At 55.8% G+C, this 22,832-nt stretch carries 18 protein-coding genes; 1 reads left to right on the top strand and 17 read right to left on the bottom strand.

Translation table 11 applies throughout. The features are described 5' to 3' along the window. Window positions 1-77 precede the first annotated feature (77 nt). The 8 genes from QZR17_RS01920 to QZR17_RS01885 form a co-directional block, all read right to left on the bottom strand. On the bottom strand, window positions 78-1,325 hold the full coding sequence (locus tag QZR17_RS01920) for a SufD family Fe-S cluster assembly protein (RefSeq protein ID WP_297126940.1): 1,248 nt from the start codon (window positions 1,323-1,325) through the stop codon (window positions 78-80). A 3-nt stretch (window positions 1,326-1,328) separates the two neighbouring features. Further along, the gene (sufC, locus tag QZR17_RS01915) at window positions 1,329-2,084 is read right to left on the bottom strand and encodes a Fe-S cluster assembly ATPase SufC (RefSeq protein ID WP_297126937.1); all 756 of its coding nucleotides are present in this window, start codon (window positions 2,082-2,084) and stop codon (window positions 1,329-1,331) included. 25 nt (window positions 2,085-2,109) lie between these two features. Then, window positions 2,110-3,549, bottom strand: coding sequence for a Fe-S cluster assembly protein SufB (sufB, locus tag QZR17_RS01910; protein ID WP_297126934.1), 1,440 nt, complete (start codon window positions 3,547-3,549; stop codon window positions 2,110-2,112). Between the two features lie 53 nt (window positions 3,550-3,602). Next, window positions 3,603-4,091: a CvpA family protein gene (locus QZR17_RS01905; protein WP_297126931.1), complete on the bottom strand. Its 489-nt coding sequence runs from the start codon at window positions 4,089-4,091 to the stop codon at window positions 3,603-3,605. A gap of 30 nt (window positions 4,092-4,121) precedes the next feature. Continuing rightward, window positions 4,122-7,115 carry a translation initiation factor IF-2 gene (gene infB, locus QZR17_RS01900; RefSeq protein WP_297126927.1) on the bottom strand — a complete coding sequence of 998 codons (2,994 nt, stop codon included), beginning with the start codon at window positions 7,113-7,115 and terminating at the stop codon, window positions 4,122-4,124. 70 nt (window positions 7,116-7,185) lie between these two features. After that, window positions 7,186-8,607: a transcription termination factor NusA gene (gene nusA / locus QZR17_RS01895; RefSeq protein WP_296162038.1), complete on the bottom strand. Its 1,422-nt coding sequence runs from the start codon at window positions 8,605-8,607 to the stop codon at window positions 7,186-7,188. 25 nt (window positions 8,608-8,632) lie between these two features. Beyond that, window positions 8,633-9,103, bottom strand: coding sequence for a ribosome assembly cofactor RimP (rimP, locus tag QZR17_RS01890; protein WP_297126924.1), 471 nt, complete (start codon window positions 9,101-9,103; stop codon window positions 8,633-8,635). Between the two features lie 324 nt (window positions 9,104-9,427). Further along, a complete protein-coding gene (locus tag QZR17_RS01885) occupies window positions 9,428-10,921 on the bottom strand; it encodes a Do family serine endopeptidase (protein WP_297126922.1) in 1,494 nt (497 codons plus the stop codon). 764 nt (window positions 10,922-11,685) lie between these two features. Between QZR17_RS01885 and coaA the strand changes: the two genes are divergently transcribed. Beyond that, window positions 11,686-12,636 carry a type I pantothenate kinase gene (gene coaA / locus QZR17_RS01880; protein WP_297126918.1) on the top strand — a complete coding sequence of 317 codons (951 nt, stop codon included), beginning with the start codon at window positions 11,686-11,688 and terminating at the stop codon, window positions 12,634-12,636. A gap of 80 nt (window positions 12,637-12,716) precedes the next feature. Here coaA and upp read toward each other — a convergent pair whose 3' ends face one another. The 9 genes from upp to ileS all read right to left on the bottom strand — a co-directional run bounded on the left by upp (window position 12,717) and on the right by ileS (window position 22,793). Then, complete coding sequence (gene upp / locus QZR17_RS01875; RefSeq protein WP_297126915.1) at window positions 12,717-13,376, bottom strand: uracil phosphoribosyltransferase; 660 nt, start codon at window positions 13,374-13,376, stop codon at window positions 12,717-12,719. A 12-nt stretch (window positions 13,377-13,388) separates the two neighbouring features. After that, on the bottom strand, window positions 13,389-14,807 hold the full coding sequence (locus QZR17_RS01870) for a transglycosylase SLT domain-containing protein (protein ID WP_297126912.1): 1,419 nt from the start codon (window positions 14,805-14,807) through the stop codon (window positions 13,389-13,391). After that, on the bottom strand, window positions 14,807-16,021 hold the full coding sequence (locus QZR17_RS01865) for a class I SAM-dependent rRNA methyltransferase (protein ID WP_297126909.1): 1,215 nt from the start codon (window positions 16,019-16,021) through the stop codon (window positions 14,807-14,809). The genes QZR17_RS01870 and QZR17_RS01865 overlap by 1 nt, the downstream gene beginning before the upstream one ends. Window positions 16,022-16,029: 8 nt before the next feature. Next, window positions 16,030-16,812, bottom strand: coding sequence for a 3'-5' exonuclease (locus tag QZR17_RS01860; protein WP_297126907.1), 783 nt, complete (start codon window positions 16,810-16,812; stop codon window positions 16,030-16,032). Next, window positions 16,787-17,371 (bottom strand): DUF5063 domain-containing protein, encoded by a 585-nt coding sequence (locus tag QZR17_RS01855; protein ID WP_297126904.1) that lies wholly within the window; start codon window positions 17,369-17,371, stop codon window positions 16,787-16,789. Before QZR17_RS01855 ends, QZR17_RS01860 begins: the two co-directional genes overlap by 26 nt. Window positions 17,372-17,408: 37 nt before the next feature. Continuing rightward, window positions 17,409-18,233: a DUF4296 domain-containing protein gene (locus QZR17_RS01850; protein ID WP_297126901.1), complete on the bottom strand. Its 825-nt coding sequence runs from the start codon at window positions 18,231-18,233 to the stop codon at window positions 17,409-17,411. After that, window positions 18,217-18,909 (bottom strand): lipoprotein signal peptidase, encoded by a 693-nt coding sequence (locus QZR17_RS01845; RefSeq protein WP_297126898.1) that lies wholly within the window; start codon window positions 18,907-18,909, stop codon window positions 18,217-18,219. The genes QZR17_RS01850 and QZR17_RS01845 overlap by 17 nt, the downstream gene beginning before the upstream one ends. A gap of 81 nt (window positions 18,910-18,990) precedes the next feature. After that, a complete protein-coding gene (locus QZR17_RS01840; RefSeq protein WP_297126895.1) occupies window positions 18,991-19,368 on the bottom strand; it encodes a TraR/DksA C4-type zinc finger protein in 378 nt (125 codons plus the stop codon). 11 nt (window positions 19,369-19,379) lie between these two features. Continuing rightward, window positions 19,380-22,793 carry an isoleucine--tRNA ligase gene (gene ileS, locus QZR17_RS01835; RefSeq protein WP_297126893.1) on the bottom strand — a complete coding sequence of 1,138 codons (3,414 nt, stop codon included), beginning with the start codon at window positions 22,791-22,793 and terminating at the stop codon, window positions 19,380-19,382. Window positions 22,794-22,832 lie beyond the last annotated feature (39 nt).

Below are 22,832 nucleotides of genomic sequence, written 5' to 3'. Positions count from 1 at the left end.
TCCATGCAACCGCATAAAAAAGGGTCGATGTCTCTCATCCAAGAGAGACATCGACCCTTGCTTGCTATGTGAGTGTGTTACTTGCGTCGCTGGAGGCGGGCATCTACCTTCGCCGTCAGCACCTCGCGGAGTTGTTCATCGGGGATGCGGACAAGTACATCGTGGACAAAGGCGGATGTGAGCATATCGTGCGCCTCATCCTCGGGGATACCCCTCTGCTCCATATAGAAGAGCGCTGCCTCGTCCAGCAGACCGGTTGCCAGTCCGTGAGAGCACTTGACATCGTCAGCATAGATCTCCAGCTGAGGCTTGGAGTACATCTTTGCCTCCTTGGAGAGCAGGAGATTTCGATTATGCTGGTCAGCATCCGTCCGGATCGCACCGGGCTCCACGTAGATCATCCCGGAGAAGCTCCCCACGGAGTGATCCGAGAGGGTGTACTTAAAGAGCTCGTCCGTGTGCCCGTCGGTCTCGCTGTGGAAGATATTGGACCAAATGTCGCAGAGGTTGTCATCGCGCAGGATTGCCAGTCCGTCCATCTGCAGGTCGGCGTGCTTGCCGGCCAGGTCGATGAAGAGATTGATCCTCGTCCGCTCGGGGTGCGAGACGATCTCAGTCAGGGTCATACGCGCTTCCTCACCGATCCGGGCGTGGACGTTGTGGAGCAGGCGTGTCCCGTGAGTCTGCTCAATGTAGTCGTAGAGGTGCAGATCAGCTCGGTCTCGGACGTAGATCTCGGTGGTGATGAGGGCAGCAGCACCCTCCTCGGGAAGGTTGCGGTGCGACTGCATCATGGTCACCCGACTCTCCTCATCGCAGATGATCAGCAAGTGTCGTGCGGAGAGACCGCGACCGAGGAGATAGATAAGCTCAAGCGGCACCTCCACCCGGCAACGTGGCTCCACGTAGAGTACCATGGCCTCCTCAGCCAGCAGGTCGGTCAGTGAGGGGACAGCCCGATCTCTCAGGTCATGCTGAGTGCCAAAGAGCTTAGCCGGCTCAGTATACAGCTCAGCAAAGCGGCTCAGTGGTCCGACAAAGCAGCCCTCTATCTCTGTCCCCTCTGAGCAGAGAAGACAGCTGTCGTCAAGGAGTCGGTAGGGAGATAGGTCGCTCTCCGCTATAGGGGACTGACGCAGCTCGGTGTCGTCAAAGATCCCCAGGTCAAAGTGGGCGTAGTGCTCCGGACCGTGCTTGGGAAGTGGCTTCTTACGAAGAAGCTCCCTCGCCTCCTGCCGACGACTTGCCATCAGAGGGGAGTCTGTGGAGACGCTGTCCGAGAGGGTAAGGAAGTGCTCGGTGAGTTGTTGTTGCTTAGACATCATAGCTCAGTCCTCCTTCTGCTCCTCTCTGAGCCAGTCGTAGCCCTTGTCCTCCAGCTCCAGTGCGAGCTCTGGACCACCTGTCCTGATGATCTCCCCATTCATCAGCACGTGGATGACATCGGGGCGGATATAGTCGAGCAGTCTTTGGTAGTGCGTGATGACGATTGCAGAGAAGTGGGGCGAGCGCATACTATTGACTCCCTCGGCAACCGTCCTGAGTGCATCAATGTCGAGACCTGAGTCTGTCTCGTCGAGGATCGCCAGTGATGGCTCGAGGACCAGCATCTGGAAGATCTCATTGCGCTTCTTCTCTCCGCCGGAGAAGCCTTGATTGACAAACCTCTTCATCAGGTCGGAGGGGAGCTTCACCTGCTTCTGCTTCTCCTTGAGGAGCTTCAGGAAGTCAGCAGCCTTCACCGGCTCCTTGCCCTCCTGCTTGCGCTTGGCATTGAGGGCGGCACGGAGGAAAGAGGTCATACTGACCCCGGGGATCTCTACGGGGTACTGGAAGGACATCATTAGCCCTTTCTGTGCCCGGAGTGACGGACTCATCTCGAGGAGGTCCTCCCCATTGAAGGTCACCCTCCCCTGCGTGGGCTCGTAGGGTGGCCGTCCCGTGAGGACGTTGGCGAGAGTGCTCTTACCCCCGCCATTGGGTCCCATGATGGCGTGTATCTCGCCGTCGGGTATGTGGAGGTTGATCCCGCGTAGTATCTCTTTGTCGCCGATCTTGGCGTGTAGGTTTTCTATATGTAACATAGTGTCGTATCTGTAGTAAGTGTCATTATCCCACGGAGCCCTCAAGGGAGATGGATAGGAGAGCCTTCGCCTCGATGGCAAACTCCATCGGGAGCTTCTCCATCACCTCCTGGGCGTACCCGCCAACGATGAGGCCGATCGCCTCCTCCTCGGGGATGCCCCGCTGCTGGCAGTAGAAGAGCTGATCCTCGCTGATCTTGGAGGTCATCGCCTCATGCTCGATGATGGCGGTGTCATTGAGTATATCGGCGTAGGGGAAGGTGTGAGCGCCGCACTTGTCGCCTATGAGGAGGGAGTCGCACTGGGAGTAGTTGCGAGCATTCTCGGCATTCTTCCCCAGGTAGACCAGTCCGCGGTACGAGTTCTCGGAGTGACCGGCGGAGATACCCTTGGAGACAATGGTGCTGCGGGTGTTTTTCCCCGTGTGGATCATCTTGGTCCCGGTGTCCGCCATCTGGTGATTATTGGTGACGGCAACGGAGTAGAATTCGCCCACCGAGTTGTCTCCCTTGAGGATGCAGCTGGGGTACTTCCAGGTGATGGCCGATCCGGTCTCCACCTGAGTCCAAGAGACTTTTGACCCATTGCCTCGGCAGAGGGCCCGCTTGGTGACGAGATTGAAGACTCCTCCCTTGCCCTCCTTGTCACCGGGGTACCAATTCTGCACCGTGGAGTACTTGACCTCCGCATTTTCCTCCACCACGATCTCGACGATGGCAGCGTGGAGCTGGTTCTCGTCCCTCTGCGGGGCGGTGCAGCCCTCGAGGTAGGAGACGTAAGAGTCGTCCTCGGCTACGATCAGGGTGCGCTCAAATTGTCCCGTATTCAGTGCATTGATCCTGAAGTACGAGCTCAGCTCCATCGGGCAGCGTACACCCTTAGGGATGTAGACAAATGAGCCGTCGCCGAAGACAGCCGAATTGAGTGCAGCAAAGAAATTATCTGTCGGGGGAACGACCATACCGAGGTACTTCCGCACCAGGTCGGGATGCTCCCTGACGGCCTCACTGATGGGGCAGAAGATCACCCCCTTCTCCGCTAGTTGCTTACGGAAGGTAGTGCGGACGGAGACAGAGTCCATGACCGCATCAACGGCATAGCCGGCAAGGATCTTCCGCTCCATTACCGGGACGCCAAGTTTCTCGAAGGTCTCCTCCAGTTTGGGGTCCATTGGCTCATCGGCAGACTTCTTCTGCTTCGGTCGGGCAAAATAAATTATGTCCTGGAAGTCTATCTCCGGGAGCTTGACGTGTCCCCAGGTGGGTACTTTCATCCCGGACCAAGCGCGGAAGGCCCTGAGACGGAAGTCCAGCAGCCACTCCGGCTCGTGGCGCATCTCAGAGATAGTGCGTACAATATTTTCATCGATCCCCTTAGGCAAGTACTCCGTCTCGATGTCGGTGGTGAAGCCGTACTTGTACTCGTCTCGCTCGTCTAAGAGGTCGCTTATCTGTTCGTTATTCATAGACTATATATAGTCCCTCCGAGGAGGGAAGGATATAAAAATAGCTCCCTCCGTCAGAGATCAGTGACCTCTGTCGCAGGCGGCTCTAAGGGTGAGGTAGGGCTCAGCACATCCCTCAGTGAGGGAGCGATCGGCCCGACCAGTTCATCCAGGAGTGGGTAGGCCTGTGAGCCTCTGATCCACTCCGTATCGGGGCTGAGACTCAGGATCACCATGCAGACGATCCAGAGCATCACCGCCGTGAATAGTGTATTGGTCAGCGCCCCGAGGAGACTGTCCGGCAGTCCGAAGCGTCCATAGGAGGATCCGGTGACTAGGTTCAGTAGCAGGCGACTGAGCCAGAGTGCCACCGCAAAGGTGATCACCATGGAGAGTACCGAGATCGATGGCGAAAAGGAGATTGCTGACCGGATCAGCCCAGTGAGATAGAGGGCAAGGACAAGGCTCAGACAGCGGAGGGCAGAGGCGAAAAATCCCAGACGCCACCCCGCAAATAGCCCATTGAGCAATAGTAAGCCGACTGCAATATCAAACCACGGCATCTTGTGCTCTCCCTTGCTGCTACTGTCGTATTACTCCAGCTTTCGCTTGACCGTGAATTCCTCGAAGGTCTCGATCTGATCTCCTGCCTGGATGTCATCATAGTCCTTAATGGAGAGACCACACTCCAGACCGGTGGTAACCTCCTTGACGTCGTCCTTGAAGCGCTTCAGGCTCACCAGCGGACCGGTATGGATCACGATGCCATCGCGGATCACGCGAGCCTTATTGTCACGCGATACCTTGCCATGCTCCACCATACATCCGGCGATGGTACCCACCTTGGGGATGCGGAAGGCCTTGCGCACCTCGAGGGTTGCAGTGACCTGCTCCTTGATCTCCGGAGAGAGCATCCCCTCCATAGCGGACTTGACGTCCTCGATCGCATCATAGATAATCGAGTAGAAGCGGATCTCCACTCCCTCGTCCTCGGCGGCGCGCTTAGCGCCCTGAGCAGGACGTACCTGGAAGCCTACGATCAGTGCATCTGAGGCGGCTGCGAGGTCTACGTCGCTCTGGCTGATGGCACCGACAGCACTGTAGATCACGTTCACGCGGATCTCTTCGGTCGAGAGCTTAACCAGCGAGTCGGATAGCGCCTCGACGGAGCCGTCCATATCTCCCTTGACGATGATATTGAGCTCCTGTACATCGCCGTCCTTGATCTGTCGGCTGAAGGTCTCCAGACTTGGCAGGTGCTGGGTGCGCTCCTTCTGCTCACGCTGGAGCTGCTCGCGCTGACGAGCGATGTCTCTTACCTCAGCCTCTGTCTCGAGGGCGTTGAGGGTCTCACCGGCAGGCGTGGCACCATTGAGTCCAAGTACCTTGACCGGCATGGATGGTCCGACAGACTCGACTGTATCGCCGTACTCATCGAAGAGTGCCTTCACACGACCATAGTTGGCTCCGGCGACGATGTAGTCTCCATTGTGAAGTGTACCCTCCTGGATCAGGACCTTGGTGGTGTAGCCACGACCCTGCTCAAGCGTACTCTCAAGGACGGACCCCTTGGCGAGCTTATTCGGGTTGGCCTTTAGCTCAAGGAGGTCTGCCTCTAAGAGGACCTTCTCCAGCAGTTCTTGTACACCGATCCCCTTCTTAGCGGAGATCTCCTGGCACTGATACTTGCCTCCCCAATCCTCTACGAGGTAATTCATGGCAGCGAGTTGCTCGCGCACCATATCGGGCTTAGCCCCCGGCTTGTCCACCTTATTGATGGCAAAGACGATCGGCACACCGGCAAGAGAGGCGTGAGAGATGGCCTCCTTGGTCTGAGGCATGATACCATCATCGGCTGCGATGACGATGATGACGATATCCGTTACCTTGGCTCCGCGAGCACGCATAGCAGTAAAGGCCTCGTGACCGGGAGTATCGACGAATGTGAGCTTGCGTCCCCCCTCGAGGGTCACCCTATAGGCACCGATGTGCTGGGTGATGCCGCCCGCCTCACCGGAGATGACGTCGGACTTGCGCACGGCATCGAGGAGAGAGGTCTTACCATGATCGACGTGACCCATCACAGTCACTACCGGTGCACGAGGCTCAAGATCCTCAGGCTTATCCTCCTGAGTCTCGATCGCCTGCATAGCCTGGGCATCGACATACTCCGCCTCGTACCCATACTCGTCAAGGATAAGGTCGATCTGATCCTTCTCCAAACGCTGGTTGATGGAGACCATGAGGCCGAGATTAAAGCAGTAAACGATGATGTCATTGACGGGGATGTCAAGCATCTTGGCGAGGTCATTAACGGTGACGAACTCAGTCAGCTTGAGCTTCTTGCTCTCGCCCTCCTGTGCTCTCAGTAGCTCCTCAGCCTCCTCCTGACGAGCCTCGCGCTTCTCGCGGCGATACTGTGCTGCAGTCTTGCCGGGTCGGTGACCACGTCCCTGCATGGCCGCCATAGTCTTCTTGATCTGCTTCTGGATATCCTCCTGTGTGATCTCCTGCTGCTCCTCCCGACGGCGACTCTTGCGACCCTTCTTGGGATTGGTGGCTACTGCGGGTTTGTTATTGCGGTTGTTTCCGGAGTTGTTAGCGTTGGTACCTCTCGCATCTTTGTTGCGACGGTTGTTGGTGTCCTTACTGGCACCCTTACCACTATCCTGCTTGGCTTGCTTGTCGATGTCGACCTTATTGCCCTTGATCCGCTTGCGCTTGCGTTTTGAGGTCTTGGGATCTATCTTGGAGAGGTCGATCTTGCCGACGACAGTGAGTCCCATATCATCGGTTGTGCCGAGGCGGAATACACCATCGTCTTCCTTGGGCTCGTTGTCGTCCTTAGCTGCTGGCTTCTCCTGCTCCTTAATAGCTGAAGAAGGCTTCTGTGTGTCGGCTTTCTTCGTCTCCTTCTCGGGCATAGGCTTCTCCTCAGCAGGCTGGGAGGGCTTGACACTCTCCGGCTTTGTCTCCGGCTTTGTCTCTGCCGCCGTTTTTTTCTCTACCTGAGGCTTTTCTTTCTCCTTAGGCGTCTCCTGCTTGGGCTGCTCGACCTTGGGAGAGGCGGGCATGCGAGGCTCCTCTGCCGGCTTAGCGACCTCAGGCGTCTTGGGCTCCTTCGTCTTTTTGGTATCGGGAGTGGGCTTGGCGGGCGTCTCCTGCTCCACCTTAGCTTGCTCTTTCTTGGGCTCCGGAGCAGGGACCTTCTTTGGCTCCTCCTTCTTCGACGAGCCGGGGATCACACGCCCCTTCTCATCGAGCTGGAGGTGCCCCTTGACAAAGGAAGGCTGTGGCTTAGTATCAGGTGCAGGCTCGACCTTGGCAGTCGCCTGTTCCTTAGCCGGCTCCGTAGGTGTATCTGCCTTGGGAGACTTAGAGAGGTAGCTCTCGGTGAGTCGCTTCTTGTCGTCCGCACTCAGATCGCTACCGTACTCCTCGAGGACAGTCTTCAGCTCAGCCGTAGTCAGCTTAGTATTGGGACTCTTGTAGTCCCCATTGGGGTTTTTCTTGCTTAGAAACGAACTAAGCGTACTTACTCCAACGTTTAAGTCTCGTGCGACCTTATTTATTTTGATTGCGGGCATATATTTCTCTTTATTCTCTCAGTATCTGTATTTTTTGCAGGATGGGTTCTAGGTGGGTTGGGCAGAGGTCTTACTCCTCGGTCACACCATCCTCCCCCTTGGGCGTGCTCTCCGTCTCGGGGAGCTGCTCCTCCTGCGCCTCTTCCGCTACCGGTTTCTCATGGGACTCGATAGGGAATTGGCGGAAATTGGGATCGCGCTCGGGTAGGTCGGGGAACTCGTCTGCTGGCAGCTCATTGTCGTCAAACTCAGCCATCAGCACCTGCAGGACATAGTCGATCGTCTTCTCCTCCAAGTCAGTGGCGCGAACCAGATCCTCGCGACTGTGACGGAGGACGCTCTTGGCAGTGTCGCAACCGATGGCGGTAAATACATCGATGATCCAGGGATCGATCTCGTCGTCAAACTCGGTGAGGAAGAGGTCCTCCTCGTCGATGCCCTGTGCCTCATCTCTATAAATGTCGATCTCATAGCCGGTCAGCATCATTGCCAGCTTGATATTGTAACCGCTGCGACCGACGGCATTGCGGATCTCCTCTTGGGCGAGGTAAACATCAGCGTGCTTCTCCTCGGGGTTGATCCGTACGTCGGCATTCTGTGCCGGGCTGAGGGCTCGCTGGATCAGGAGCTGGTCATTGTCGGTGTACTGCAGCACATCGATGCTCTCATTGCGAAGCTCTGCCACGACGCCCCTGATGCGTGAGCCGCGTACCCCCACGACGGCACCGACCGGGTCGATACGACTGTCGACACTCTCGACTGCCACCTTGGCACGATCGCCGGGGATGCGTGCGACGCGCTTGATCATCACCAGACCATCCTGGATCTCAGGCACCTCGCGGGCAAAGAGCTGAGACAGAAATTCATTACTGGTCCGGCTGAGGATGATCTTGGGGTTGTTGTTATTATAGTCTACGCGCTCGATGCAGGCGGTGACGTGGTCGCCCTTCTGGAAGCGGTCCCTGGGGATCATCAGTGAGCGGGGCATGATGAGCTCGTTGCCGTCCCCATCGAGGAGAAGCAACTCGCGCTTCCAGGTCTGGTAGACCTCGGCAGTGATCAGCTCACCGACACGCTTGCTGTAGTTGGCATAGAGAGTGTCCTTCTCCAGCTCCAGCACCTTGGAGGCAAGAGACTGGCGGAGGTTCTGGATGGCACGACGACCAAAGCTCTCAAATGAGACCTTGTCAGTGTACTCCTCGCCCTCCTCGAGGTCCTCCTCGCCCTGTGAGCGTACATCGCTGAGGGAGACCTCCTTCATCTGGTCGTGGACCTCGCCATCGGGGACGATGATCCTATTGCGCCAGATCTCGACATCTCCCTCCTCAGGATTGATGATGACATCGAAGTTGTTATCCGTACCGTACATCTTTGCGATCGCACTACGGAGAGACTCCTCAAGTACCTTGATGAGTGTCCCTTGGTCGATGTCCTTCTGGCTCATGTAGTCTCCCAGAGCCTCCATCATTGTTGCCTGTATTCTCTTTGCCATGTATACTATTGTATGCGCTTTGTTGTCAAAACTTCAGGTCGTAGACGACCGTCTTCACTTCGTCGTATGTAAGGTGAAGCGGGGTGGAGTAGCCCTTGCGACGCTTGTCGCCCTCGTGCTTCTCCATCCGGATAACCTCCATCTCAAACCCCTCCTCGTCCACTGCTACGAGCGTTCCTTTCTCAATACCTCCGCTACGCAGGGTGACAATGATCGGCTCACCGATGTACTTGCGGTACTGCCGTGGAAGCCGAAGGGGCGATGTGAGCCCGGCACTGGTCACGGTCAGCTCATAGTCCTCCACGTCGCGGTCAAAGCGCTCCTCGATATAGTGGGAGAGCGCCGTGATTGTGTTGAGCGAGATCGAGTCGTGATCACTGTCAATGGTGATACTGATCATGTTGCCAGCGCGCACATCGACCGCTACTATATAGAGGTCGTCTCGCCCCGACAGGTATTCCTCGAGGGCTGACTGTATGTCCTTTACGTCTATCATCAGGTCTGTATATGGAAACAAAATGAGAAGACTCAGGGGTCCTCTCATCTCTTACCCTTGCAAAGGTACAAAATCTTATGCCGATAGACAATCTGCCCCTTGCATTGTAGAGGAAACACGCTCGGATCTTGGTGTGACCATCGGATGTGCTTGGCGTCTTCATGGCTGGGGCTGACTCAATGGACTTTTGGTAGAGGTGGCCGGTGGAGATGGAGTGAAGGACTTGCCGAGTCGTCCCCAGTCGCACATTCGATTCGCTTAAATGCAAAGCACCCCGGTGGACATACATCCACCGGGGTGCGCTTGTGTATAGACCCGGTAGTATTAGTCGCGGAGATCCACAGCTACGTAATTGATGCGCCCATTGGTATTAAGCAGCTTGACGAAGAGGACCTTGTCGCTGCTGCTCTTCACCACGTCACTCACCACCTTCTCCACATCGTCCTTCTTGCTCACGCGGAGGTTATTGACAGCGAGTATGACGTCTCCCTTGCGGATGCCGGCACGGAAAAACTTTCCGTCCCTGTCGACACCGACTACCTTTACTCCGTAGGAGATCCCGAGGTCGCTCATCTCCTTGTCGCTGAGCTCCAGGAAGGCAGCACCGATCGAGCTTTCGTCGATCCGAGTCACGGCATCGGTATTTCCCTCGCTATTCTTGAGTACGAGGTCGATCGTCATAGTCTTTCCCTTACGGTCCACAGACATCCGGACCTTGTCACCCGGCTTGTGGGTAGAGATAGCCTCCTGGAGGTCCGACATTGTGGAGATGCTGTGCCCGTCGATGGAGGTGATCACATCACCCTCCGTGAGACCGGCCTGCTTCGCCGAGCTCCTGTCTGCCACCTCCATCACTAAAGCGCCCTGAGAGACCTTGAGGTCGTACTTCTCGGTGGCGGCAGAGGTGATGTTGGTACCGGCAATGCCGAGGACGGCGCGCTGGACGGTACCATACTCCTTCAGGTCACCGACCACCTTGTGGACTATCGAGGTGGGGATGGCAAAGGAGATCCCGGCGTAGTTACCGGTGCTGGAGTAGATCATCGTATTGATGCCGATCAGCTCGCCTGCCATATTGACTAGGGCTCCGCCGGAGTTGCCGGGATTGACGGCCACATCGGACTGGATAAAGGAGCCCACCTGGAGTGATCCCTGACCGCTCCCTGCAGCGCGCCCCTTGGCGCTGACGATACCGGCAGTCACCGTACTACGGAGGTTGAAGGGGTTACCTATCGCCAGTACCCACTCTCCGACGCGGAGGTCATCGCTATTGCCGAAGGGGATGGCAGTCAGCTCCTTGCCACTCTCGATCTTGATCAAGGCGAGGTCGGTGGAGGGGTCGGTGCCGACCACCTTGGCCTTATACTCCTCGTTGCTATTGGTCGTGACGTAGACGTCGTCAGCGCCATCGATGACGTGGTTATTGGTGACGATATATCCATCTCGGCTGATGATCACGCCTGACCCGATCTCTACTTGCTTGGGAGTCTCCTGTCTGGAGCGTCCCTCCTGCCGAGGATCTCGCTGGGAGGGGATGCCGAAGAAGAACTCAAAAGGATCAAAAAACCTCTCCTGTGCCATTCTCACAGCCTTCTCTGTGCGTATGTTGACCACGCCATCTATGGTTCTCTCTGCCACTTCTACAAAGTTGGGCGGGGTCGAGGCCATGTAGGCCCTTGAGGACTTAGCTGGCTCGGTGGTCTCATAAGCCTCTGAGGAGTCACTGCCGTGCTTCGTGATGGCAGCTCCCCCTATCGCGCTGAGGGTCGAGCAGGCGACCACCAGCACGCTGGTAAGGATGATGTCTTTTGCTTTCATACGAATCTATGTTGTCTTATTAGTTCTATTTCCAGACAAATAAACGGATTAAACCTGTTGTAGTCAATAGTCAGGAAGTGCCTAATTAACACTTTGCAAATAGTATGCCCGGTTTGATCATCGACTTAGAGATGTTTAACTTCTGCGCTTTGACCATTAGCAATAAACAAGTGAGTTCCGGTCGGTCTTTGACTTCACGTCTGTAAGGGTGACGCATTTGAGCCTTACAGAAGCCATTCAAGTGTGCTATCTCTGCCAATTCATTTAATCCCATGAAAAACTATGTTTGCCTATTATAATGCTCGTCGATCAATATTTTGCCAGCTCGCAGTTTGATGTGCTGGGAGGGGGGATTGGCGGGGTGGATGGTGACAATAGTTTCTATAGACTCTAACTACTTCCTCATCTACTTTCTATTGCCTTTGCTGTGGAGCCATAGGGAGGGGTATCCAATGCCCGATGAAAGGCGCTCGATCTAATACCGATATTAGTGAAGTCTAATATCGGTATTAGACTTCACTAATATCGGTATTAGAGATTTCCCTGCAGAGTGCGCTGCTGGTAGGGGTGTCGCACTCCCTGGGTAGGCTTGATCGTGCGACACACTTGCGGGTGCTTTGTTTCCCGCTCTTCAAAATGAGTTGCGTGGCTTCTGTACCACTCAGATGCGTCACCCCTCTTCGCATATGCTGTCGGGACATCCGTAAGAGGTAAATTGAATACCTTTGCCGATGAATACTTATCCAGCATCGGCCTGTAGCACAATGAAACCCTATACCGCAACCTTTTCCCCCTATCAATCATTCACTCGAGATCAGTGGAGTAGCCTGGACAGCCATCCCAATTTTCCTTTCTCCGAGATCGACATTAGCAAGCTCCATGCGATGAATGAGCCTCTGACTGTAGAGGAGATCAGTGATATTTATCTCCCTATGTGTCGCTTCTTGGAGATAAATATTATGCATCATAAGAATCTGCAGAGCGACTATGGCGAGTTTTTTCATCGTCAGTTCCAGACCGTTCCCTATGTCATCGGGATTGCCGGCAGTGTCGCTGTGGGTAAGAGTACTACGGCGAGAGTCTTGCAGAAGCTCCTCTCGATGAATGAGGAGACGCCAAAGGTCTCTCTCGTGACGACTGATGGCTTTCTGTACCCCAATGCCGAGCTGGAGCGACGCGGTCTAAGCGACCGAAAGGGATTTCCTGAGAGCTACGATGTGATGAGTCTGCTCAACTTCCTCGCTGCTGTCAAGAGCGGTCGTCGTCACCTCCCGTCACCCAAGTACTCCCACCTATACTACGATGTGATCAAGGGGGAGTATGACGAGGTGGATCAGCCGGATGTGCTGATCATCGAGGGGATCAATGTCTTGCAGGCGAGTGTGGATGCGTCGAGAGCACGTCGGTCGGTCTTTGTGTCAGACTTTTTTGACTTCTCGATCTACGTCGATGCGGAGAAGTCTGCGATCCGTAGCTGGTATGTGGATCGATTCATCAAGCTGCAGCAGACGGCGTTTAGGAATAAGGACTCCTACTTCTACCGCTACGCTGATTTATCTAAGGAAGAGACTATTAAGCTGGCTAATCAAGTATGGGATGATGTCAATCTGACTAACTTAGTCCAGAATATCGAGCCGACGCGCTTTCGCTCCAATCTCATCATCGAGAAGAGTGACGATCACAGTGTGAGGAGCATCTGGCTGCGGAAGGTGTAGACTAACCGAGTACAAAAAGAGCAGAGCCTCCGACGAGACGATTGTCCCATCGGAGGCTCTGCTCGTAGTATAATATCCGCTTAGTCCATTTTGGTCCCGAAGGAGAGGTCTCCCGCATCGCCCAGTCCGGGGACGATGTAGGCGTGCTCATTGAGCTTCTCATCGAGGGCGGTGATCCAGAGGGTGGAGTCCTCAGGGGCATGCTTCGCGAGCATATCGACACCCTGCTGGCTGGCGATGATGGCAGCGAAGTGCGTGGTGGCGGGCTGCCCCTTGGTGAGGAGTGCATTATAGGCAAGCATCATCGAGCTCCCCGTCGCCAGCATGGGGTCGGCAAGGATCAGCGTGCGTCCCTCGAGAGAGGGGGAGGCCAGATACTCGATGTGCACGTCAAATCCCAGCTCACTGTCTCCACCCTCCTTGCGATAAGCGGATACAAAAGCATTGTCAGCCTTGTCAAAGTAATTAGTCAGTCCGCTCTGCATAGGGAGACCGGCACGAAGGATGGTAGCGACGACCACCTCCTCGGTGGGCAGGTACATATCCTTGGTCCCAAGAGGGGTGGTCACCCTCTTCTCCGTGTAGTCGAGTGTCTTGCTGATCTCGTATGCCATAATCTCGCCGAGGCGCCTGGCATTGCTCCGGAAGCGCATCGAGTCCGCATGGATATTGACATCCCTCATCTCTGCAATGAAGCGGTTGATGAGGCTGTTTTGCTCTGATAAGTTTACTATTTTCATACTCTTAGCTAACTATTTTCCCTTGCTCTTTGCTCCTTGGTAGAGGGCAGAGAGTTGCATGATATTGTCTACATACTTGACGGTCTCCGAGCCACGGACGTAGCCGTACTTGACCACGGGGTCATTGAAGTACTTCGGTGTGCTCTTGAGGAGGAGGTACTCCCTCACCCCTCCATTCCAGACACTGTCCGGTGCGCTGTACTTCCGTGCCAGCCGCATCGCATCCAGGACGTGACCATAGCCGGCGTTGTAGGCTGCGAGAGTGAAGCACTCCCGCTCATGGATGTCCCGGATGTTGCTAAAGGACTTCTCATTGTCCCGGAGACAATTGACAGCCACGCGCACTGCTGTCAGGGGGTCCAGCAACTGGTCTTTACTCACCCCATAGGCTCGTCCGGTAGCAGGCATCACACCCATAAGGCCTCTCGCTCCTGATTGAGCCACGATGTCAGGGATGAAGCGAGACTCAGTGAAGGCGATCGCAGCGAGATAGGTCCAGTGCCAGCCCAGCCGCTTTGCCTCTTGCATGAATATCTCATCGTATGGAGAGATCGCTCCCTGCCGGATAGTAGGGGTGGGGAAGGGGGATCTGAGTCCCTTGAAGTAATTGCCGCTCTCCATCGTAAGCAGGCGGTCAGGGTCTCCTTCCTCTTCCTCATTAGAAGATGAAGAGAAGAAGCGACTGATCTGCTCAGTGAGACTCTGATTGCCCCTATGTAGCATCCAGCTGTACCGCAGTGGTACGCTGATGCGAAGCTCTGTGTCGAGGGTGGGGTGGTGTCGCTCAAATAATCCCGCCAGTCGGGAGTCTACCGCTGCGTAGCGGATGCTGTCTCCATCAGCGACCGACTTGATCAGGTCCACATCGCCCAGAGAGTCTACCGGCAGAATATGGAGGGAGTCCAGGGCTGCCTCTGCAACGATCTGCTCCAAGCGCATCTCCGCGGGACTATTGGAGGAGACGTAGATCGACTTGCCGTCTAAGTCGTCCACCTGGCGGAGGAGCGGGGTGATGGACCTATTTTGCACAACTACTAAAGCGATAGTGTCTACAATGCCGGCAAAGTCATACGACTTGCTGATCTCGGAGGTCATGGCAAAGGGGGTGATGGATAGGTCGATGGCCCCGGACTTGATCCATGCCATAAGACTATCCCTGCTACCGGTGACCTTGATGTCGAGCTTGAGCTTGTGCGCCTCAGCAAAGCGAGACACCTTCTGATATTCCAGACCGAAGGGCTCGCCTCTATAGAAGTAAAAGTCCGTAGGGGAGGTGACCGTCCCTACTCGGAGCGTATCACTGGCGACGATTTCGCTCCACTCACGATAGTTGACCTCCTCCGACTCTCTCTCCTTCCTCGTCTCGATGCAGGAGGACATCATCCCGATGAGAAGGAGCAGCGGAGCGAATCGAGAGAAGAGACGGGACATCACTTGACGTAGAGTACAAGACCCTTGAGATACTCTCCCTCGGGGTGATAGATATTCACGGGATGATCCGCGGCTTGAGTAAGGCGATGGAGGATCCTCACCTCTCGCCCGGCTTGCAGAGCAGCGGTAAATACCGCTTCCTGAAATTTCTCAGGGCTAACCACTTGCGAGCAACTGAAGGTGAAGAGCAGGCTCGAGGGGGCAATCTTCTGGAGAGCTATGCGATTGAGCCGACGGTAGCCATTGAGTGCGCGTGAGAGGACGCGTCTATTCTTTGCAAAGGCGGGTGGGTCCAGTACCATCAGGTCGTACTCTCCCCCCTGTAGTCCCTCTAAGTAGCCAAATGCATCGGTGGCGATCTCCTCGTGGGTGTCATCTCTGCCGGGGAAGTTGAGCTCCATATTCCTTGCCGTCAGGTCAATGGCGCGCTCCGAGCTGTCTACGGACACCACTTGCTTAGACTCTCCCAGCATGGCAGCGAGGGAGAATCCTCCCGTGTAGCAAAACATATTGAGCACCTTCCGCCCCTTAGCATACTGTCTCAGGAGGGAGCGGTTGTCTCTCTGATCTAAGAAGAAGCCGGTCTTCTGTCCCTTGACAACGTCGAGGTAAAATTTCATCCCCCGCTCGTCGATCACCACCTCCTGCTCCCTCGGCAGCGACCCCATGAGCAGCTCGTCGATCTCTCCCTCTATCGGAGAGCTTGCCGTCAGCGTCTCAGCGCTCTTGTAGTAAACCACTTGCAGGCGACTGCCAAGCACCGTGGACATCGCCTCTGAGATAAGGTGCCTCTGTCGATGGATGCCGATGGTGTGAGCCTGCATGACAGCGATGGAGTCGTACAGGTCTATGATCAGCCCCGGGAGACCATCGCCCTCGCCATAGATCCAGCGGAGGGCAGCGTGCTCTCCAGCCAAGCCGACTGCCTCCCTCACCTCGAGAGCCTCCCTCAGGCGCCGAGTCCAGAAGGCTTGATCAATCTCCTCCGAGGCATCGAAGGTGAGGATCCGTATCGCAATGTTCTCAGGCGACCAGTAGCCGCGGGCGACAAAGTCATCCGTGGAGCTCCTGAGCTCGACTAAGTCTCCCTCCTTCAGCCCGTCGGTACCTCTCCGGTCAAGAGCTCCAGAGAAGACCCAAGGGTGACGGCGCTCCATCGGCTCGTCTTTACCTGGGCGTAAGTGGAGTATTGGTATGGTGTCTAGGGTGGTCATAGGATGAGTTATTTGTCGGTGGTTTTACTTTTGACTTTCGTACCCCTGACCTTGGTTTTTACCCTGCGCTTTCGTATTCTCGCAGAGGTCTCTTTCTTCTTCGGCTTGGGTACTCTCACGGTCGGTCCCACTCTCTTCTCGATCATGGAGGGCTTGACGAAGTCCTTGAGTCCGTCGTAGATCAGGAGGCCGGCATAGGCATCGAGTGCGGCATAGTTGGTCTGTGCTTCCGAGAGTCTCTCGCTCTCCCAGTTACTGAGTCTCTGGCTCTTGGAGATGCGCTTGTCGTAGAGTAGGGCATAGAGCTTGGAGAGAGAGAAGACCTTTAGACCTGCGGCCTTGGCCGTCAGCTGGAGCTCAAGGACTTGGTGGCACTCGAGCCCATGGTCTTTCCTCAGGCCGAGAGCGTCATCGTGGATAGATACCCCCACAAGGAGCGTACTGTCGTCTGCTAGCACGCGTGCTACGGGGGCGAGGCGTGATGCCTTGTCCTCCTTTCCGTCAAAGGTCAGTAGCTTGATGATTACGGATCTCTCGTGATCGGAGAGCTGGAGTATGGAGACCTTATTCCCCTCGCCCTTATGGAATGAGGGCTTAGTCTCTGTGTCAAGGCCAAGGACGGCAGACCTCGAGAGAGCTCCCATGACGCTCTCTATCTCGTCGTCCGAGCACGAGGCGTCAAGGATCGTGACCGGCACCGGAAGCTCCTCCGCCTCCAGCTCCCCGAGCTCTTCCTTGGTAATGGTTGTCCGATCTATAGGCATATCACTCATCGTAGCTCGATAGGTCATCCTCATCGTCCGGCATCTCGAGGGGCATAAAGTCCGGATCGCTGAGCAGTAGGTGAAGTCGTCTGAGCACGGCTGCCAGCTTCTCTCCCCACTCGTGGTCAAAAGCGTACCTCGCCTCGGCAATGGACTGGACCATCGTCTCCTCGTTTTGCTGCCTATAGACCCAGACGATATCTGCCAAAGCCTGGAAGAGGTCGGCAAGCAGCTCACTGAGACTGATGTTGATCGGGCGCTCAGAGTATTGCATCTGCTCGTTGAGAGCATCGGGGAATAGGTCTCGGTCAGCGAAGAAGCGCTCGTGGCGACGTCTCACCCGCTCATAGTCCTCCTCCTCGACGAGGTGCTCCAGCTCGCCAAAGAAAAGCGACGGATCCAGATCTGGAAGTCTCGTCGCTGCAGCATACACAGCTGCCAGCGTGTCACGGCACTCACGTACCGTCTCCCTCGTCCATCGGGGGGTGACCTCGGGATCAAGCAGAGCGAGGTAATTCATGCTCTGCTGGATAAAGTCCAGTGTCTCAGGACTGTAGATGAGTGTCATATCTCCCGTCTGTCCCATAGGTCTATGCCGATCTTGGTTACAAAGTTAGTCAATTTTACTCTTCAGTCTCCTCCTCCGTCGGTAGCTCCTCCACCGGAGTCTCACGCTTAGAGAGGTAAATACTATCAAGGACCAGCGGGATCTTCCTTAGGCAGTCCCTGTCACGATAGTAGGAGATGAAGAGTCGGTGCCACTGGCTCTGCCCGCTTGTGGTGTCTTGTGGCGTGACATACTCGAGTGCTATCCGTCGGTCGCCCTTGCCATCCAGTGTGGTCTGTGTGGAGTAGACGATGCTGCTGTCTCGGGAGAGGGTGACAAAAGAGATCACGATCCTCTCACCGGAGCTGAGCAGCCCCGGCAGTATATTGAAGCCAAAGTCAAGCGTGTCCCCTCCCGCCACGGTACCACTACTGAGCTCACACATCATGAAGCGGTAGGCTCTGTCTCCCTCCGAGAGACAGACCCTCGAGGGCTCGCTCCAGAGCGACTCCGGTGACTTGTAGGTGAGCCCGGCACGGCGAATGGAGTCTTGATAGAGGGTGTCTAAGACTACAGCTTCCTGCTGAAGCTCCTCGATGATCTGATTGTAGATCTTCGTGAGCATCGGGAGATTTTCTCCATACCAGACGAGAGAGGTATCGTACTTTGCCTGTGAGATCCCGTGCTTCTCCAGCACACTCCTATAGTATGCCTCGCGGACCGAGTCCGGCATCCCATACTTGCTGTCGATGTAAGACTGGGCCAAGACCATGTCCTTGGTGACCGCCTTCATCTCGTCTCTCGTCAGGATCGCATCCGGTCGGCGGCGACACTGCGAGAGGAGCACTACCAGTGCGATGGAGAGCAGGATCAGACTGCAGAGACTACGATGTTTCCTCATCACGTATGACGGAGTCCTCCGGTGCTCTGTCCTTAGGTTTCTTACTACCGATATGACCCATCAGGTGAGCAAAAGAGCCGCTATAGAATAGCAGAAGCGCGATCACACCAACCGAGATGCAGGCGTCGGCAAAGTTGAATATCGGGCGGAAGAAGATCAGCTCCTCTCCTCCCCAGCCGGGCACCCAGTCGGGCCACTGACTGTGGATGATGGGGAAGTAAAACATATCCACCACCTTTCCCTGAAACCAGTCACCATAGCCTGTTTCCGGTGCGGTGGGGAAGATCGTCGCTACCTGCCCGTAACTGTGGGTAAATATCTTACCGTAAAAAATAGAGTCGATGATATTACCCACTGCACCGGCAAAGATAGCCACCAGACAGGTCAGCACACCGCGACCATACCGCCTCCTCGATACGTAGACCACCAGCCACCCCAGCAGCACGCTGGCGACTATGCGGAAGAGGGTCAGGAAGAGCTTGTCGAAAAGCTCCCAGCCGAATGCCATCCCGGGGTTCTCCGTGAAGTAGATCTGAAACCAGTCTGCCACCACGATGCTCTCGCCCAGCTGCATATGGGTCTTGACCCATATCTTGATAGCTTGGTCGATGACCAAGAGTAGGAGTGCCAGTCCCACAGCGACTGTAAGTCGATGGTGGGGACGATCTGCAGGCATCTCTCTTGGGTCCGTGACAGGTCGATCCGCTGCGGAGGATATGTCGTTGACGCTCACTGTAGACGATAGACTTACCTGTGATTACTTGTATCCGGCGTTCTTTGCCTCGACGCTAAGTGTAGCGTGGGGGACAGCGCGGAGCCTCTCCTTTGGGATCAGCTTGCCGGTGATGCGGCAGACGCCGTAGGTCTTATTCTCGATGCGGATCAGGGCAGCCTCCAGATTTTGGATAAATTTCTTCTGCCGCGCTGCGAGAGAGGCGGTCTCCTGACGAGAGGCGAGAGTTGCCGACTCGGAGAGATTCTTGTACGAGGGCGAGGTGTCGTTGATATCGCTATTCTCGCTTCCGTTCATCGACTCGATGAGTGAGTCGTAGTCCTTACGAGCCTTCTCGAGCTTCTCATTGATGATCTGGCGAAACTCCTCCAGCTCCTCATCAGAGTATCTTACAGTAGCCATGGTTATCTCTTTTACTTATTTACTATAGTTAGTTCTGCATGCAGGATGACCTCCTCATCCAGATCGAGAAGCTCCCCGGAGGTGAGTCCCTCGACGGGCTCGATAGATCGAGCCTGTACCTGAGTGGAGATGTAGTCCTTATGAGCCGCGAGGATCTGCTCCGTCATCGGGGTCTTCTCGAGGCGGATGTCGATCTTGTCCTCCACGTCAAAGCCGGAGGTCTTGCGGAGATTTTGGATCCTATTGACCATCTCGCGGGCGAGGCCCTCGATGCGTAGCTCCTCGGTGATCTCCTCATCGAGAGCGATGGTGATGGAGCCCTCATTGAGCACCAGCCAGCCCGGCACGTCTTCAGAGATCACCTCTACGCTGTCGAGTGTGATCTCCTTGCCCTCGTACTCGGTCTTCCCGGCTGTCTCAAAGGCCTCGATCTCCTCTCGCGTCATACCCGTGAGGTATGCAGCCGCTCTCTTCATATCCTTGCCAAAGATCGGTCCCAGGAGACGGAAATTGGGCTTTACTCTCTTCACCACTAGGTCGGATGAACCGGAGTCAAAGACCAGCTCCTTCACATTTACCTCGGAGAGGATCAGCTCCTCCACGTGCTTCACCGACTCGATCATCTGAGGATCGGAGGTGAGTACCACCACCTTCTGCAGTGGCTGACGCACCTTCGTATCCATCTTACGTCGGAGTGAGAGTACCATACCGGAGATCCGCTGAGCATAGTCCATAGCCTCCTCCAGTGAGGCATTGATCACTGTGGGATCAGCCTTGGGATAGTCTGTAAGGTGGACTGACTGCGTCTCGTCCTGAGTGAGGTCTCGGTATAGACGATCAGCGTAGAATGGAGCAAAGGGCGCCATCAGCTTAGCCACCGTGACGAGGCACTCGTAGAGGGTCTCGTAGGCGGAGAGCTTGTCATCGGTCATGCCACCGCCCCAGAAACGCTTGCGGGCAAGGCGGACATACCAGTTACTCAGCTGGTCTGTCACCATGGCTGCAATCTCGCGACCGGCCTTTGTCGGCTCGTAGTCCTCGAGATCGGACTTCACCTCGGTGATCAGCGAGTGGAGCCGTGAGAGGATCCATCGGTCCAGCTCAGGCCGCTCCTCAAGAGGGATCTCGCGAGCTGTCGCCGGGTCGAAGTTGTCGATATTCGCGTAGAGTGCGAAGAAGGAGTAGGTGTTGTGCAGTGTGCCGAAGAGCTTGCGCGTCACCTCGTCCACGCCTGAGGGGTCAAACTTCAGGTTGTCCCACGGTGAGGAATTGGTGATCATATACCACCTCAGGGCGTCTGCCCCCTTCTGTTCCATGATCATGAAGGGGTCTACGCTATTACCGAGGCGCTTCGACATCTTATTCCCATTCTTATCCAAGACGAGACCATTGGAGATCACGTGCTTGTAGGCGACGCTGTCAAAGAGCATTGTCGCAATGGCGTGGAGGGTAAAGAACCACCCTCTCGTCTGGTCCACTCCCTCGGCAATGAAGTCGGCCGGGAAGTAGCTCCTCTCATCCACCATCTCTCGGTGCTCAAAGGGGTAGTGCAGCTGTGCGTAGGGCATTGCCCCGGAGTCAAACCACACATCGATGAGGTCGGTCTCCCTGACCATCGGCCGTCCCTTACTATCGCAGAGGATTAGGTCATCCACATAGGGTCGGTGGAGATCGATCCGCTCGTAATTATCGTCCGTATACTCACCTACGACAAAGCCTCGATCGGTAAGGGGATTGCTCTTCATCAGCCCCCTCTCTACTGAGAGGTCGATCTCGCGGGAGAGCTCCTCGATGGAGCCGATGCACTTCAGCTCGCTGTAGTCCTCATTGTGCCAGATTGGCAGTGGAGTGCCCCAGTAGCGTGAGCGGGATAGATTCCAGTCCTGGAGGTTCTCCAGCCACTGCCCGAAGCGTCCCGTGCCGGTAGACTCCGGCTTCCAGGTGATCGTCTTATTGAGCTCGATTAGTCGCTCCTTGACTGCCGTGGTGCGGATAAACCAGCTGTCCAGCGGGTAGTAGAGGATCGGCTTGTCGGTCCTCCAGCAGTGGGGGTAGCTGTGGGTAAATTTCTCGATCCTGTATACCTGCCCTCTCTCCTTGAGCGCCATACAGAGGTCAATATCAAGTGAGTCAGTATCGGACGGCTTGTCGATGTAGGCGTTCTTGACATAGCGACCGGCGTAGACTCCGTACTGAGTGACGTCCACCCGCTCCTCCACAAAGTGTGGGTCCAGATCCTCGAGGGCGTAAAACTTCCCCTCGGGATCGACCATTGGCACCTCCTTGCCCCCCTTATCAATGAGCATCATGCCGGGGATCTGCTCCTTCTTGCCGAGCGCATTATCATCCGCACCGAAGGTGGGCGCTATATGGACGATGCCGGTACCATCCTCCGTGGTGACAAAGTCAGCAGCCACCACCCTCAGAGCGCTCTCATCGGGCATTACCCAGGTGAAGAGCTGCTTGTATCTCAGTCCTATGAGGTCGGCCCCCTTGTATCGGGCAACGATGCGGTAGGGCATCACCTTGCTCCCCTTCTCGGGGGCCTCCATCGGCAGCTCATCGCCCTCAGGACTGAGGTAGGCGGAGAGGCGTGGCTTCGCCATCACGACGGTGATCGGCTCGAGGGAGTAGGGATTGAATGTCTGCACCGCCACATAGTCGATCCCGCTACCGACAGCGAGAGCCATATTGGAGGGAAGTGTCCATGGTGTGGTGGTCCAGGCAGCGAAGTAGGCAGTCCCATGACCTTGCAGCTCCTCAGCGGGATTGATGATCTCCATCAGCGCTGTGCATGAGGTGTCCTTTACGTCCCTATAGGCACCCGGCTGACTCAGCTCGTGGGAGCTAAGTCCGGTGCCAGCGGCGGGAGAGTAGGGCTGTATGGTGTATCCCTTGTAGAGCAGATCCTTCTCGAAGAGCTGCTTTAGGAGATACCACAGGGTCTCTATGTAGCGATTGTCGTAGGTGATGTAGGGGTGATCCAGGTCCACCCAGTAGCCCATCTCTGAGGTGAGCTTGCGCCACTCAGCGGTATACTTCATCACCTCCTTGCGGCACGCTTCATTGTACTCATTGACAGAGATCTTGGTGCCGATGTCTGCCTTGGTGATGCCGAGCGTCTTCTCCACACCGATCTCTACTGGCAGTCCGTGGGTGTCCCACCCTGCCTTGCGGTCGACGAGGAAGCCCTCCATGGTCTTGTAGCGACAGATAATATCCTTGATCGTGCGAGCCATGACGTGGTGTATCCCCGGCATACCATTAGCTGAGGGAGGACCCTCGTAGAAGATAAACCTCGGTGCCCCCTCGCGCCACTTGAGTGAGGCTTCGAATGGGTCTTCTCTCTTCCACAACTCCAGTACCTCCCGATCAATACTCGAGAGGCTTAGCTGATCGTAAGTCTTATAATTCTTCTTCGTCATGCTCGTATCTGCTCATTCCTCAGCGTCCCCTCTTCCCTC

Source organism: uncultured Porphyromonas sp., assembly GCF_900541275.1.
Lineage (GTDB): Bacteria > Bacteroidota > Bacteroidia > Bacteroidales > Porphyromonadaceae > Porphyromonas_A.
Note: the sequence above shows the minus strand (reverse complement) of the source record. Positions and strands in the feature narration are given on the sequence as shown.